The sequence below is a fragment of the Pseudoalteromonas sp. APC 3250 genome, assembly GCF_030407915.1.
GTDB lineage: Bacteria > Pseudomonadota > Gammaproteobacteria > Enterobacterales > Alteromonadaceae > Pseudoalteromonas > Pseudoalteromonas tetraodonis.
Map to the genome: position 1 here is coordinate 201,118 of NZ_JASDCM010000007.1, position 15,763 is coordinate 216,880.

Sequence of the window (15,763 nt, forward strand, 5' to 3'; positions counted from 1 at the left end):
AATCGTTAATTAAACTCAGACCAAATAGGCGCATGATCTGAAGGCTTGTCGATAGCACGTAATTCGTAATCTATACCGGTGTCGATACAGCGAGCTGCTAAGTCATGCGTTGCCAGAACCACATCAATCCTTAGTCCACGATTATCAACAAAACCCTTAGAGCGGTAGTCAAACCATGAGTATTGATCGTTAGTTTCTGGGTTTTGCTCCCTAAAGGTGTCTTTAAAGCCCCAGTTTAATAACGTTGCTAGCCATTCACGCTCAACGGGTTGAAATGAACATTTTCCGGTTTTTAACCAGCGTTTTGCGTTTACCTCACCAATACCAATATCTAAATCGGTTGGAGAGATATTAATATCGCCCATTACAATTACATCTTGATCAGGCGTGTAATGACTATTTAGGTGAGTCATTAAGTCTTGATAAAATTGACGTTTATAAGGGAATTTAGTTTCGTGGTTGATATTATCGCCTTGCGGGAAGTAGCCATTCATGACATGTAGGTCACGGTCATTTTCTTGCTCTACGGTAACGCTGATCATTCGCTTTTGCGACTCATCTGTGTCGGTGGAAAAGCCTTTTAATACCGACTTAGGCTCTTTTTTGCATAACATTGCCACACCGTAATGCGCTTTTTGTCCATGAAAATAAACGTGGTAACCCATTTTTTGTACATCGTCTAGCGGAAATGCTTCATCGTGCACTTTTATCTCTTGAAGACCAATAATATCTGGCTGGTGTTTATCAATAATAGCTTGTAACTGATGTAGGCGAGCACGCAGGCCATTGATATTAAAAGAAATCACTTTCATAAAGTTTACCTTCAAATTTATTTTCATTGTTAGCTAAATTGTATCAGTATTTGGAGCGACATAACATGACTGAAACGAGAAAATAGCTGCACAAATGTTGATCAATTTTTGCTTAATGTTTAAACATTGTAAATGCAATATTAAATAATAAAATAAATAAAATATTCAATTGATATGTTAAAAGTTGTCTATATAATGCGCAAAAATCGTTTGTTTAACTCGTTCAAATAGGACTACCTGATGAAAACTCAATTACTTTTAGCCGCCTCTCTTTTTGTTTCTGTAACTGCTACTGCGCAAAGCAATACGTATTACAGCCAAGACAACAAATTAGAGTCTAACTTATGTGTAGTAAGCGCCAATGAGGGGTTTTCTGCTGCTCGTAAAATGGCAGCAAAGCACGGTGTATATTTATCGCGTTATTCAAAAAGTATCCTATGTAACGGTCAAGACATCCGTGACATTGCAAAAAAAGAAGCAGCAACGCAATCAGTTGTGTCTAAAGTAGAAGTATTTGCAAAAGATTCACACCAAGAAACACAGTTATGTATGACTGCATTAAAGCAAGGCTTACAACCAGTACGTAAGCAAATTGGTAACTTAAATTCATTAAAGTGTAATGGCCAAAGCGTTACTGATTTTGTTAAGCGTTACCAAAACGCTGCAATCTAAATTACCGTATTAGATATAAATAGCTCGGTTCTTACCGAGCTTTTTTTTGCAAAAATTACCAGAGTAGCTTGCAAAAATTGCATTATTAAATATCGTAATAGAAGTTGTTCTTGGTTAATTGTTTGATTTTAATAGTTTATTTTTTTTGGCATCGTATTTGTATTACTAGATTTGAAATTTATTAATACAAGGATACGTCTGATGAAAAAATTAACGATAGCTTCTACTATTTTAGCCGCATTGAGTTTAGCCGCTTGTTCTTCAAATCAAGGTTTAGAAAAAATCGACAGTGATTTTGCAAGCTTAGATAACGACAGCGATGGCTTTATTTCTAAAACAGAAGCCGACGATGATAGTATTTGGCAGCACTTTTCAAATATAGATACAAATATGGATAATCAAATAAGCCGTAATGAATATGATGCTTATATGCAGCTAAATGCTGGGAAAGTTGCTACAGATAGTGAAGTGAGTGAGTCTGCATTTAAGGCTGATATTGCGAAGTTTGATAAAATAGAAAATGACTTTAAAAGCTTAGATAATGATAGCAACGGTTTTATTTCAGTTTCTGAAGCTGACGATGATGATATTTCAAATCATTTTGGTTACATGGACAGCAATAAAGATAAACGAGTAAGTAAAAAAGAGTTTAATAGCTATATCAAAAAGCATGGTGATTCTGTTGCAGAGGACGATGCACTTGAGCAATTTAAAAATAGCTAAATTACATTATTAAATACACTTGATACCAAGCCAGTGTTTTTCACTGGCTTTTTTATACCTATAAAATGTTATTTTATTAATATGTTTTCCTAGTTTGCCGTTGTTCTGTCATAATAGATGGCTGTGTGTTTTTATTAACTTTAGAGTGATTATGGTTGGTCGGCGAATTAGTGATGAACAATTAATTGAAATCATTGAAGCGGCGATTTTTGTGGCAGGCAAACCCGTATCAAAACGTCATCTTAAGGACACGGTTTTAAACGACTTAGCAATTTCTATGGCGCGCATTAATGATGCTGTAGAGGCCATTCAAGTTCACTATCAGACGCGTGGAATACGTTTAGTTGAAGTAGGCAGTGGCTATCGTTTTCAAGCGTGCAGTAGTTTAAGCCCATGGTTGAGTAATTTATGGCAAGAACGTGCCCCTAAATACTCGAGAGCTTTACTCGAAACCCTGTCGTTAATTGCATACAAGCAACCCATTACCCGTGGTGAAATTGAGCAAGTGCGGGGTGTAGCAACTGGCTCAAATATTATTAAAACTCTGCTTGAAAGAGAGTGGATTAAAGTAGTTGGGCATAAAGAAGTACCCGGTAAACCGGCACTTTATGCAACGACTAAACAATTTTTAGATTATTTTTCGATAACGGGACTTCATGATTTACCCGCATTGCCAGAGCAACAGCAAAGTAAAATTACCCAGTTATTAAGTGATCCTTCTGTGAGAGAACCATCCGAATGAGTATACAAGGTGAAAAGTTACAAAAAGTCCTAGCCCGTGCAGGTGTAGGCTCACGCCGTGAAATGGAAAAATACATTGATGCAAATCGTGTGAGTGTAAATGGTAAAGTAGCTAAGTTAGGCGACAGGGTTGAAGAAACCGATTTAATTCGTGTTGACGGCCATACCGTTAAAATAGAGGAAAAAGCAGACAGAATTTGTCGTGTAATTATGTATAACAAACCAGAAGGCGAGTTAAGTACGCGTAAAGACCCTGAAGGCCGTAGAACCGTTTTTGACCGCTTACCTCGTATTGATGGCGATCGCTGGATAGCAGTAGGCCGATTAGACGTGAATACCTCAGGCCTAATGCTGTTTACCAATGACGGTGAATTGGCAAACCGCTTAATGCACCCAAGCTATGAAGTTGAACGCGAATATTCAGCACGTGTATTTGGTGAAGTCACTGACGAAACAATGAAAAACTTACTGCGTGGCGTAGAACTTGAAGATGGCCCCGCAAAGTTCACTGGTATCAAGCCTATGGGCGGTGAAGGTATTAATCGTTGGTATAATGTAACGCTTAACGAAGGTCGTAACCGTGAAGTGCGTCGTTTATGGCAATCACAAGATGTGGAAGTATCACGTCTTATTCGTATTCGTTACGGTAAATTAGAGCTTGATAAGCGTGTACCGCAAGGTGGCTGGATTGAGTATGATTTAGATACGGTTAACTATTTACGTAAAACAGTAAAGCTTGGCAAAGAAACACAAACTAAGCTGTCGGTTATTCCTGAAAAGCGTAAAGACAAGCGCGCTAAAATAAACCAAATTCGCAAGGCGGTTAAAAAGCACAATCAACGTGTAAAACCGACTAAACGTAAGTAATTAAAGCATAAAACAACAAAGCCGCTTTTTATAGCGGCTTTTTTACGTTTAAAACTAAATATTACTTTTTAGCTTGTGCGTCTAACGATTGGCCATTGATATTTTTTGAGTCATCACTCATTAAATACAGGTAAGTTGGCATTAAATCTTCAGGTGTTGCTAGTAAATCACGATCTTCACCTGGAAATGCACTTGCACGCATTGATGTACGTGTTGCGCCTGGATTGATGCAGTTAACACGGATTGGCGTTTTTTCAACTTCACACGCCCATGTTTGCATCATACCCTCTACCGCAAACTTAGAAATAGCGTAAGGTCCCCAAAATTCTCTTCCTTTACGACCTACACCCGATGAGGTAAATACCACTGAAGCACTTTTTGACTTACGCATTACAGGGAACAACGCTTTGGTGATCATCGCTTGTGCAGTTACGTTTACTTTCATTACATTTTCGAATGTTGATGAACAAAAGTGCTCCAACGGCCCTAAAGTACCTAAAATACCCGCGTTATTTAATAGTCCATCAAGGCGGCCAAATTGGCTCTCGATAGTTGCAGCAAGGTCGCGGTAGTTTTGTTTAGTTGCACCTTTTAAGTCCATAGGCACAATCGCTGGCTGTGGGTAGCCTGCATTGACGATTTCGTCATACACACATTCTAGTTTATTAGTTGTTTTTCCTAATAAAATAACGGTTGCACCATGTTTAGCATAAGTAATTGCTGCAACACGGCCGATACCATCACCTGCGCCTGTTATCAAAATTACTTTGTCTTTAAGTGCGTTTTCAGTTGCTTGATAGGTATGCATAAAAGTACCAATGTTTAAATTTTTTTTGATTTTAACATAGCAAATCGACAAGTAATCGAATTTATTACAAATTTAGGTGGCGAAACTAGAAAGTTTACGTTAAGTTTAACTGGTCTAATGTCTCATTAATATACTAGCTACATTATTTTAACTTAATTACACTGGCTATAAACACACTATAAAAATAAGATTTGTGCGGAGAACACTATGAAAAAAATGCTACTCTCGCTCTCAGTTGCAGCTGCATTAGCAGGCTGTGGCGGCGGAGAAACGTTAGAAGATGTTAAAAACGATTCAGTTACAGTTATTCCAAAAGCTACGGTAAAATTTGACCCTGCAAATGGTGTAATTTCGGTTCCTAATGATTTATTGATGAGCGGTACGCGCGATGGCACATTAAACATTCCTGGTGAGCTAAATGACGAAAATGTTTCTATCCCTCGCGCTGCGTATGCGGATCCGCAACTTGCACTAGGGGCACTTGATGGCTGGTCTACGCAAGTTCCTTTTAAAATAGATTTAACGTTTCCACCGGGCATTAGCCTAGATGAAACGTCTGCAGCTTCACCAGGCTCAGTACGTATTTTTGAAGTGATCATGGGTGCAAGCCTAACAGATGCCGAATGCTCACAAGCACCAGCCGGTGCTGCATGTAAATTAGTGGGCGAATTAACCTTTGGTGTTGATTTTGTTACACAAGGCTCTGGAGACGCGGTTGCAATTATTCCACTTAAGCCATTTAAGGCTGGTAGCTCGTACATTAATGTATTAACGACTGGGCTTAAAGATTCAGAAGGTCGCTCAATTGAGCCATCATCAACATATGCGACTGTTAAACAAGAAGCGCCGTTAGTAACGCCATCACAACTTGCGCTGCAAGGGGCTGTTAACAGCTACGAAAACGTAGTGGTAAGCTCAGGAAATATCACCAAAGACGATATCATTTACTCAGCTGCCATGACAATGCAATCAGCAGGTCCTGTGCTTGGCACGATTAAAAAGGTTTTAGCAGCAAGCTTAACAGAGCCAACAATTCCAACGCCTGCGTTGCAAATTCCAACACAGCCTATGGCTAATGTACAACAAGCGTTTGCAATACAAGGTGTAACGGTGCCTGACGTATTCCAAGTAGCACAGTATCAAAAAGGCAGCATCCAGCTACCTATGTATTTAGGTACACCTACGGGTAAAGAAATCAGTGATTTAAATGATACTTACTGGCAAGGTATGTGTGACAGTGCCGTTGCTATTTTAGGTTACAAAGCGCAAGCGGGTGAAGCGTTCCCAACTGATCCCATTAGCACTAACGATGCGATGTGTGCTGCTTTGAGTGATGGACAGCTTCGTGACTTAGGGCTTGATAGCACTAAACACTTAACTAAATATAACTCACTTCCTAAAATGCAAAGTATGGAAAATGTGCCAGTACAAATTACCAAACCGATTTTACCGGTTGTTAATGCGTACCGAACAGGCTTAGGTTTAGAGCCTTTTGCTGCTATGCCAGAAAATGGCTGGCCAGTGGTTATTATGCAACACGGTATTACCACACAAAAAGAAAGCATGTTAACGCTAACAGCGCAGCTTTCATTGCAAGGCTTTGCAACGGTTGCAATTGACCATCCTCGTCATGGCGAGCGTGGAATAGATGTTGATGTTGATGGCACAGATGACTTTAACGCAACATCAGGCTCTGTACTTAGTTACATGAACCTAAGCTCGTTATTGGTCGCTAGAGACAGCTTACGCCAGTCAAGTGCTGACTTACTTGGTTTACGTTTAGGCTTAAACTTCAGTGGTGATAGTTCACTCAATTCTAGAGATGTATCTTATATTGGCCATTCACTGGGCTCAATTGTAGCGCCTGCATTTATTGCACAAGCGAATAGCCCATTGGCTGATCAAGTAGACCCACTCTTTAAAGTTAATGCTGTTGCATTGGCAAGCGGCGGTGGCGGTATTGCTAGCTTCTTATTAGAGTCAGCCGCGTTTGGTCCATTTATTCAAGGCTCTGTACTTTCTCAAGCTGGAACTGCTGAAGCTGACGAGTTTAATGCATTCTTAAATGCTGGTGCGTTATCAAACTGTGGCGCCTTGTTACCAGACATGCAGGACTTCTTAAGCTGTGGCTTTAATGAATTTGCAGCATCGCTAACGATGGCGGGAGAAGCTGATAAATTGGCTAACATTAAGGGCGTGATGACGCAGTTTGTATTTGCAGCTCAAACCGCATTGGATAGTGGCGACCCGACTAACTATGCAGCAACGGTTAAAGCACTAGAAACACCTGTGTATATGAATGTTGTTGTTGGTGATGGTACTGATAGTAACAAGCCAGACCAAGTTATTCCGCCGATGACTGCTAACAATCCAATTGCAGGTACACTACCTCTAGCTAACTTTATGGGGTTAGAAACAGTGAGTACAACTCAAGCACCAACAGAGATGGGCGCTAGCTATTTAGTTAAATTTAACACAGGTCATCATGGCTCGGTATTGACACCGGCGCAAGATGAAAGACAGTCGTCTACAGCAGCGGGCAGCGCCGCAGCTAATGCAGAAATGCAATTGCAAATTGCAACTTATCTAGCATCGCGTGGACGTTTATTATCTGTATCAGATACTGACATTGTGACTAATTAATAATCAACCACTCAATTAAGTCTAAAAAGCCACTGTATAGTGGCTTTTTTTTATTTTAAAGCATGCTAAATTGGCTGAAATTTATAAACGGAGAACACAGTTGGAATTTTTATACGAGTACGGCTTATTTTTTGCAAAAACCATTACCTTTGTTATTGCTATTGCTGTGATTTTAACCTTAATTGTAAGCTCGGCTGTTAAGCCAAAAGCGAAAAAAGGTGAGATTGAAATTGATGACCTATCAGAGCAGCTGACCAATATAAAAGAAAGCTTTTTAAATAATACGCTAGGTAAAAAAGAGTTAAAAGCCTATCAAAAACAACAAAAAGCAGAGCAAAAAAAAGCGGACAAAGAAGCGCCTAAATCACGACTCTATGTTATTGACTTTAAAGGCAGTATGGACGCACATGAAGTAGAAAGCTTGCGCGAAGAAGTGACCGCGATAATTTCGATAGCGGATGCAAAAAAAGATAAAGTGTTAGTTCGCCTTGAAAGTGGTGGTGGCGTGGTACATGGCTATGGTTTAGCCGCATCACAATTACAACGTTTAAAGTCAGCCGGTATTGAGTTGACTGTATCAATAGATAAAGTCGCCGCCAGTGGTGGTTACATGATGGCTTGTGTGGCTGATCATATTATTGCAGCACCGTTTGCAATTGTTGGCTCTATTGGTGTTATTGCACAAATTCCAAATTTTAATAAAATTTTAAAGAAAAATGATGTCGAGTTTGAGCAAATTACGGCGGGTGAATTTAAACGCACGTTAACTTTATTTGGTGAAAATACCGATAAAGCCCGTGAAAAGTTCCGCGAAGAGATAGAGCAAACTCATGTATTGTTTAAAACTTTTGTGAGCACTCAGCGCCCAAGTTTAAATATGGATTTAGTGGCAACGGGTGAACATTGGTTTGCAACCCAAGCAATTGAAAAAGGGTTAGTCGATACTATTAAAACCAGCGATGATGCGTTGTTAGAGCAACAACAGCAATATCAAATTTATAAAGTGCAATACAAGATTAAAAAAGGATTAAGTGACAAGCTGGCAATGGGTTTGAGCCATGGTGTGAATAAAGCGGGTGTAAGTTTAATGTCAAAGTTTAAGGCGTTAAACCCTTAATAATTTAATCACTCAAACCCAACAAAAAAGCCTTGTTACTTAACGAAGTAGCAAGGCTTTTTTTATGACTATTGTCAGAAATACTAATCAATAGATTTGTGGTAGTCCTCTAAATCTTTTGCTGCATTTGGGTCGTTAAAGATACTTTCATCTAGTTCACCTTCGCTTTTAGCGACGACACACGTAACCATACAGTCACCCGTTACGTTTACTGCTGTACGGGTCATATCAAGCAATCTGTCTACACCAATAATAATGGCGATGCCCTCAACAGGTAAGCCAACTTGGTTAAGTACCATGGCTAGCATAATTAAACCAACACCAGGTACACCCGCCGTACCAACAGAGGCAAGCGTTGCAGTTAGTATCACCATTAAGTAATCAGAAATAGTTAAGTCAACACTAAATACCTGAGCGATAAATACCGTAGCCACACCTTGCATAATTGCGGTGCCATCCATGTTAATGGTTGCACCAAGCGGAATAGTAAACGAAGCGACCGAATTATTAGCGCCAAGCTTTTTAGTTGCCGTTTCAAGTGTAATAGGCATAGTCGCGCTTGAACTTGAGGTACTAAAAGCAAATAAACAAGTGTGCTTCATTTTAGCCAAGAAAGTGAGCGGGTTTAGACCCGTGAGTATTTTTAGCAGTAGGGTGTAGTTTACAAATGCGTGTAGTAATAAGGCTAATACAACCACGCCAAAGTACTTAGCTAAACTCACAATTAAGTTTAGTTCAATGGTAGTGAACAATTTAGCCATTAAGAAAAATACGCCGTAAGGGGCAATGTTCATTAGCAAAGTAACCAGTTTTAAGATAACGGTGTTTAAGTCTTCAAATACAGTAGCGACACGTTTACCTGCTTTTCCGCTAAGTGCCATTGCAATACCGAATAATAGAGCAAACACAATTACTTGTAACATGTTGCCCTTTGCCATTGCTTCAAAAGGGTTGGTAGGGAACATATCAATAATTACGCGAGCTAAAGTAGGCGCTTCTTTGGCATCATAACTTGCTTGAGAGGGTAACCCAATGCCTTCACCTGGGTTAAATAGTAACGCTAAGGTAATCGCGACTGTAATCGCTATTGCCGTTGTAACTAAGTATAAACCAATTGATTTACCGCCTAAACGGCCTAGTTTCTTCGGATCGCTTAAACTGCAGGTACCACATACCAGCGATACAAATACTAAAGGCACAACCAGCATTTTCAAACTGGCTATAAATATTTGCCCACCTACATGGAAAAGGCCATCAACAAAAAAGGCTTTAATTGGCAAAGAGAATAACCCAAGAGGAATTAGGTAATCGTCTTCACCAGCTAATATAGCCTGAAATATAAAGCCTACTGCAACACCAAGCACCATACCAATCATGATGCGAGTAGTTAAACTCATTGAACGGATTTTAGACATATTTCCAATCTATTTTTTATAAATTTGGCATAGACTAACAGCATGTAATTTTTTTTACAGAAAAAACGTCAACTTTTTAAAAATTTTTATCAAAAAAAGGAGTAAAAAACTGAGATTTTAGACTAAGTTATAGGTTAACATTAAGTAAATAAGTTTAACTTAGTAATAGCGCAACGGAGAAACCTATGCCTTTAACTCGTTTGCTCAGCATTATATGGCTCAGCACATTACTCATAGCCTGTGGCGGTGGTGGCTCACTGGAAAAAGAAAGTGGAACCGTTGGCGGTGATACTGGAGGCACCGGTGGAGACGTTGTCGAACAAGCAATTCAAGTTGAACTTGATTTTGAAGATAGAATTGTTACTGCTGATAACCCGCTAGAGGTGGTTGCAACGGTAACCGGAAGTGATGGTCAACCTGTTGTGCGTCAAGAGGTAAGCTTTACCACAACACTGGGTTCTTTTATACCGGCTACAGGTAGCGCTTTAACAAATTCCAGCGGTGTTGCAACTATCGAGCTTAGCGCGGGTAGTGTTGAAGGAGCAGGAACCATTGTTGCAAGTTACGAAGATGCCACAAGTAAACTTGGCTTTTACACGGCAGGTGATGAGCCTCAATCGAATGACTCAACCGCAAATATTGACATTAAAATTTTACAAAACTGCCCTGATAGCTGGTTAAATATAGACAGAGATTCTATAGAGCTTGATCCATCTGAATGTTCTCAAAATAGTAATTTACTCGGGCAACAAGCTATTGTATACGCAAAAATCACCAAACCTGGCAGTAATACGCCAGCAAGTAATGTACTTGTTCAAGCGACAACAACGCTAGGTATTTTATTACCTGAAAGCTTAACGGCTAAAACGGATGCGTTTGGTGTTGCTATTTTGAATTTATTGCCTGGCAGCAGCTCAGGTGTTGGCCAAGTTGAGTTAACCGCTCAGGGCGGCGTTGCGAGTGCTTTATTTGAAATTAACGCTGTTCAAGTAAATGTCAATTTAAGCGCGGGTATTGCAACTGGTGATGTGTTGTCTGCAGGTTCTACTACTATTATTACCGCTCAGATTGTAGATGGCAGCAATAACTTATTCACCACTCCACTTGAAGTACAATTTAACTCGGCATGTGCAGAAGAATCTACTCCTAGAGCCACTATCGATAGTGTGGTAACTAGCATTGGCGGCACGGCAAGCGCAACTTATAAAGCGGATGGTTGTAATGGTATAGATACGATTACAGCAACCGTGGTTACCGGTGGCAACGTTGCCACTAAAACAATTAATATTAATGTAGCTGCCGCTCAAACGGGTTCAATCGCGTTTATGGGTGTGACCAATCAAGTGTTAGCTATTAAAGGAGCTGGCGGTCAGACTCTCACTGAAAACTCAGAGCTTACCTTTAAACTTTTAGATATTAATGGTAACCCTGTTGGTCAAAAGCAGATTGATTTTGCTCTTTCGCAAAACCCCGGCGGCGCGTTGCTAGACAGTGCATTTCAGTTTACCAATAACGAAGGTTTAGTAACTGTAAATGTCCGCTCAGGAAGAGCCGCAGGAGTTTTATCTGTTATTGCATCACATCAAGTTGAGGCTGGCGACACATCACAAAATAATGTGATCTCTATTGTGTCAAATGACATAACCATTACCACTGGTGTGCCAGATCAAGACAGTTTTACGCTTGCAGTGCAAACATTTAATACCGAGTCATTAAATGAAGCCGGGGTGACAACAGACTTAACTGTATTTGCAGCCGATCACTTTAATAATTTTGTTCCTGATAACACGGCAATTTATATAGCCAGCGAAGGTGGTGCAGTAGGCACAATAGATGATCAACAATTTACACCTTTATTACTTTGTCGCACCATAGATGGTGTGTGTAAAGCGCAGTGGCGAAGCCAAAACCCAATTCCATATAGTGATATCAAATACAAGAATACTGTTGCTGATAAGTGCGACCGTTACTTTGGTCAAGCAGCACCTTGTACATTAGGTATCAGAGAGTCACAACTAGACGCAAACGGCAATCTAATTACCTATTTTGATAGTAGTGGTAACCCGATATCACTTGCGGATGCGCCAAGTAATGCGCCAATAGATTATCCATTAGGTGGGCGTGTAAGCTTGTTAGCATACTCAGTGGGTGAAGAATCATTTAATGATGTATCTGCTAACGGTGAATTTAATCAAAACGAGTTTGATTCTACATTACAAGATTTACCTGAAGCATTTATAGATTTTAATGAAAATGGTATTTTTGACGGAAATCTACCCGCACCTGCAAACCCAGTAAATTCTAATGGCGGTGAGGATGAGTGGTATGTGGAGCGCTCTGGTGCACTAAATAATGGTCAGTTTGATTCCGGCGATGGCATTTACAATGGTTTGTTATGTAGTGACGAGGCGCTTACTGCAAATGCATGTACGCGTGAAACAGTAAATGTACGCGATCGCTCAGAGTTAGTGATGTCTGGAAGTACACCTTTCATTAGAGCTGTAACGGCTTTAGATGACTGTAGTTTAAGTGATGGTATTCGCTTAGAAGCTTCCGATATGGCGGGTATGTGTGACATAAACCTTATTGATATTAGCAATTCCACACCTTACAGCGCGATTTCAGTGACTATTTTCTTCAGTGATATTTATAACAATCCATTGCCTGCAGGTACTACAGTTACTGTCAGTGCCGATAATGGTGTGTTAAGAGGGTTAACAGATTACACCGTTGTGAATACTGCGCAACAAGTGCCTATCTCTGTTTCAGTAAATATTACAAAAGAGGCTGAGCCAAATGATGTTGATTCTGGCTTTTTATACATCGAATTTGTGACCCCTGGTGGGGTGAAAACTCAATATACCGTGATGTCGATTTTAGACGAGCCTAAGGTTTAAAATTAATAAAGCATAGAAAATGCCAACCAATAAGGTTGGCATTTTTGTTTCTATTCTATATATTCCACATCAATTATTCAAAAAGCACTGGTTTGATTAAATTTACAACAGAAATTGTTTGTTTATTCAGTAAATACTGAAAAGTTTGTATTAAAAGCTTGTAAGAACTAGTGTTTGTAGATATACCTATAAATATTCGCGCCGCATGAGTCGGCTAAACACATTTAAAAAACTAGGTTAGAAATAGGCAACTATGGGCAAATCGCTAGTAATTGTAGAGTCACCTGCTAAGGCTAAAACAATTAATAAATACTTAGGTAATGATTTTATCGTTAAGTCCAGTATTGGACACGTACGAGATTTACCTACTTCGGGTTCTGGCAAAAACAAAGCACCAGCAAGCAAAACGCCTGCTGAGGTGCGTAAAATGCCACCTGATGAGAAAGCAGCGTATAAACAGCAACGTGACTATACTAACTTAGTCGCGCGAATGGGCATCGATCCTGAAAAAGGATGGGAGCCACATTACGAAATATTGCCGGGTAAAGAAAAGGTTGTTCAAGAATTACAAAAGCTTGCCCAAAATGCTGATCAAATCTATCTCGCAACGGATTTGGATAGAGAAGGGGAAGCTATTGCTTGGCACCTTCAAGAAATAATTGGTGGCGAGCCAGAAAAATATAAGCGTGTTGTTTTTAACGAAATCACTAAAAATGCAATACAACAAGCATTCGAAACCCCAGGTGAGTTAAACACCGACATGGTTTATGCACAGCAGACCCGTCGCTTCTTAGACCGTGTTGTTGGCTTTATGGTATCGCCCCTATTATGGGCTAAAGTAGCGCGTGGTTTATCAGCGGGTCGAGTGCAATCTGTTGCAGTGCGTTTATTAGTTGAACGCGAACGTGAAATTAAAGCATTTATTCCTGAAGAGTTTTGGGATATTCATGCCGATGTTAAAAATAGCGAGTCTGACCTACGTTTAGAAGTCACTAAACAAGCAGACAAGCCATTTAAGCCAGTAAATGAAGCTCAGGCTAGTGCAGCAGTTAAAAGCCTTGAGAATGCCGAATATAAAGTTGTCAGCGTTGAAGAGAAACCAAGTAAGAGCCGTCCAAGTGCGCCATTTATTACTTCAACAATGCAACAAGCAGCAAGTACCCGATTAGGTTATGGCGTTAAAAAGACCATGATGCTTGCCCAGCGTTTATACGAGGGGGGTTATATTACTTATATGCGTACCGATTCAACTAATTTATCGAAAGATGCGGTTGAAATGTGTCGCGAATACGTAACCAATGAGTTTGGTGCCAAGTATTTACCTGCTGATCCGATTAACTATAGCTCTAAAGGTAATGCACAAGAGGCGCACGAAGCGATTCGTCCTTCTAGCGTATCAGTGCTTTCTGGGCATGTTGAAGGTGTGGATGCCGATGCGAAAAAGCTTTATGAGCTTATTTGGCGTCAGTTTGTGGCCTGTCAAATGGTGCCAGCTGAGTACGATTTAACCACCTTAACGGTCGCTGCCAACGATTTTACATTGAAAGCAAAAGGACGTGTTTTACGTTTTGATGGTTGGACTAAAGTGCAACCGGCAGTACGTAAAAAGAATGAAGAAGATCAATCGCTGCCTGCTGTTAAGCATGGCGAGGTGCTCACGTTAGTTGAGCTTGATCCTAAGCAGCACTTTACTAAGCCACCGGCTCGTTTTAGTGAAGCAAGCTTAGTTAAAGAGCTCGAGAAACGTGGGATTGGTCGTCCATCTACGTATGCCTCTATTATATCAACGATACAAGACCGTGGTTATGTACGAGTAGAAAATCGTCGCTTTTTCGCTGAAAAAATGGGGGAGATTGTCACCGATCGCCTTGTTGAAAACTTTACCGATTTAATGAACTTCGATTTTACCGCTAAAATGGAAGGCCGTTTAGATGATATCGCCGAAGGTGAGCGTGTTTGGACGCAAGTTCTCGATAAATTTTACGCTGATTTTTCAACGCAATTGAATATTGCCAAAGGTGAACCCGATGAAGGCGGTATGCGTCTTAATCAAATGGTAGAAACCGACATTGACTGCCCAACGTGTGGCAGAAAAATGGGTATTCGTACTGCTTCAACGGGCGTATTCTTAGGATGTACTGGTTATAACCTGCCACCTAAAGAGCGCTGTACTACCACTATGAACTTAGTGTCGGGTGATGAAGCGGTTGCAGCTGATGTTGAAGACGTTGAAACAGAAACATTAATGCAAATGAAGCGCTGTCCAATTTGTGAAACAGCGATGGATTCATACCTTATCGATGAAACCCGTAAACTACACGTGTGTGGTAATAACCCAGCGTGTCATGGGCATGTGGTTGAAGAGGGTACGTTTAAAATTAAAGGTTACGACGGCCCTATTATTGAATGTGATAAATGTGGCGCTGATATGGAATTAAAATCAGGTCGATTTGGTAAGTATTTTGGCTGTAACAATGACGAGTGTAAAAATACCCGTAAGTTATTAAAAAATGGCGAAGCCGCGCCACCAAAAGAAGATCCCGTTCATATTCCTGAATTAGAATGTGAAAAGTCTGAAGCCTATTTTGTATTACGTGATGGTGCTGCAGGTATTTTCTTAGCAGCAAATACGTTTCCTAAATCACGAGAAACACGCGCCCCCAAAGTAGAAGAGTTACAGCGTTTTAGAGATCGTATTTCGCCTAAGTTTTACTACTTAGCTGATGCACCAGCTAAAGATCCTGATGGTAATCTTGCTATTGTGCGTTACAGTCGTAAGAATAAATCACAGTATGTAATGACTGAGGTTGATGGCAAAGCAACTGGTTGGACGGCACACTACGAAGGTGGTAAATGGGTAGAAGAGGCAAAGAAAAAAGCCGCGCCTAAAAAGAAAGCCGCCGCTAAAAAAGCGCCTGCTAAAAGTAAAGCGAAAGCAAAAGTAAAAAAAGACGATGAATAATTAATTATTCACCGCTTTAAGTAATAAAAAACCGGAATGCACAGCCTGGACAGTTCCGGTTTTTTTTGTCAAATCAAACCTATCGCAATGGCATTTCTAATCTGTT

The 15,763-nt window shown here is 40.2% G+C and carries 11 protein-coding genes; 8 read left to right on the forward strand and 3 right to left on the reverse strand.

Annotated elements, in window-relative coordinates:
- Positions 1–5: 5 nt before the first annotated feature.
- The gene (gene xthA / locus QL986_RS10035; RefSeq protein WP_036956404.1) at positions 6–812 is read right to left on the reverse strand and encodes an exodeoxyribonuclease III; all 807 of its coding nucleotides are present in this window, start codon (positions 810–812) and stop codon (positions 6–8) included.
- Positions 813–1,052: 240 nt separating this feature from the next.
- Between xthA and QL986_RS10040 the strand changes: the two genes are divergently transcribed.
- The 4 genes from QL986_RS10040 to rluB all read left to right on the forward strand — a co-directional run bounded on the left by QL986_RS10040 (position 1,053) and on the right by rluB (position 3,815).
- The gene (locus QL986_RS10040) at positions 1,053–1,484 is read left to right on the forward strand and encodes a hypothetical protein (protein WP_013464796.1); all 432 of its coding nucleotides are present in this window, start codon (positions 1,053–1,055) and stop codon (positions 1,482–1,484) included.
- 201 nt (positions 1,485–1,685) lie between these two features.
- A complete protein-coding gene (locus tag QL986_RS10045) occupies positions 1,686–2,207 on the forward strand; it encodes an EF-hand domain-containing protein (RefSeq protein WP_036956407.1) in 522 nt (173 codons plus the stop codon).
- A gap of 151 nt (positions 2,208–2,358) precedes the next feature.
- Entirely contained in the window at positions 2,359–2,949 is a 591-nt protein-coding gene (gene scpB, locus QL986_RS10050; RefSeq protein ID WP_013464798.1) for an SMC-Scp complex subunit ScpB, read from the forward strand.
- Positions 2,946–3,815 (forward strand): 23S rRNA pseudouridine(2605) synthase RluB, encoded by an 870-nt coding sequence (rluB, locus tag QL986_RS10055; protein WP_008110001.1) that lies wholly within the window; start codon positions 2,946–2,948, stop codon positions 3,813–3,815. Before scpB ends, rluB begins: the two co-directional genes overlap by 4 nt.
- 61 nt (positions 3,816–3,876) lie before the next feature.
- Here the strand turns inward: rluB and QL986_RS10060 are convergent, their stop codons facing one another.
- Positions 3,877–4,623, reverse strand: coding sequence for a YciK family oxidoreductase (locus tag QL986_RS10060; RefSeq protein WP_028835839.1), 747 nt, complete (start codon positions 4,621–4,623; stop codon positions 3,877–3,879).
- A 207-nt stretch (positions 4,624–4,830) separates the two neighbouring features.
- On the opposite strand from QL986_RS10060, the gene QL986_RS10065 reads away from it, so the two are divergent.
- Together QL986_RS10065 and sohB are read left to right on the forward strand one after the other, a co-directional pair.
- A complete protein-coding gene (locus QL986_RS10065; RefSeq protein WP_036956409.1) occupies positions 4,831–7,266 on the forward strand; it encodes a VolA/Pla-1 family phospholipase in 2,436 nt (811 codons plus the stop codon).
- Positions 7,267–7,366: 100 nt separating this feature from the next.
- On the forward strand, positions 7,367–8,383 hold the full coding sequence (gene sohB / locus QL986_RS10070) for a protease SohB (protein ID WP_036956513.1): 1,017 nt from the start codon (positions 7,367–7,369) through the stop codon (positions 8,381–8,383).
- A gap of 83 nt (positions 8,384–8,466) precedes the next feature.
- Here sohB and QL986_RS10075 read toward each other — a convergent pair whose 3' ends face one another.
- Positions 8,467–9,798, reverse strand: a complete 1,332-nt coding sequence (locus QL986_RS10075) for a dicarboxylate/amino acid:cation symporter (protein WP_013464802.1) — start codon at positions 9,796–9,798, stop codon at positions 8,467–8,469.
- A gap of 185 nt (positions 9,799–9,983) precedes the next feature.
- Here QL986_RS10075 and QL986_RS10080 point away from each other — a divergent pair, with 185 nt between their 5' ends.
- Together QL986_RS10080 and topA are read left to right on the forward strand one after the other, a co-directional pair.
- Positions 9,984–12,695 carry an Ig-like domain-containing protein gene (locus tag QL986_RS10080; RefSeq protein ID WP_290191502.1) on the forward strand — a complete coding sequence of 904 codons (2,712 nt, stop codon included), beginning with the start codon at positions 9,984–9,986 and terminating at the stop codon, positions 12,693–12,695.
- A gap of 253 nt (positions 12,696–12,948) precedes the next feature.
- A complete protein-coding gene (gene topA, locus QL986_RS10085) occupies positions 12,949–15,657 on the forward strand; it encodes a type I DNA topoisomerase (RefSeq protein ID WP_138686560.1) in 2,709 nt (902 codons plus the stop codon).
- Positions 15,658–15,763: the final 106 nt, after the last annotated feature.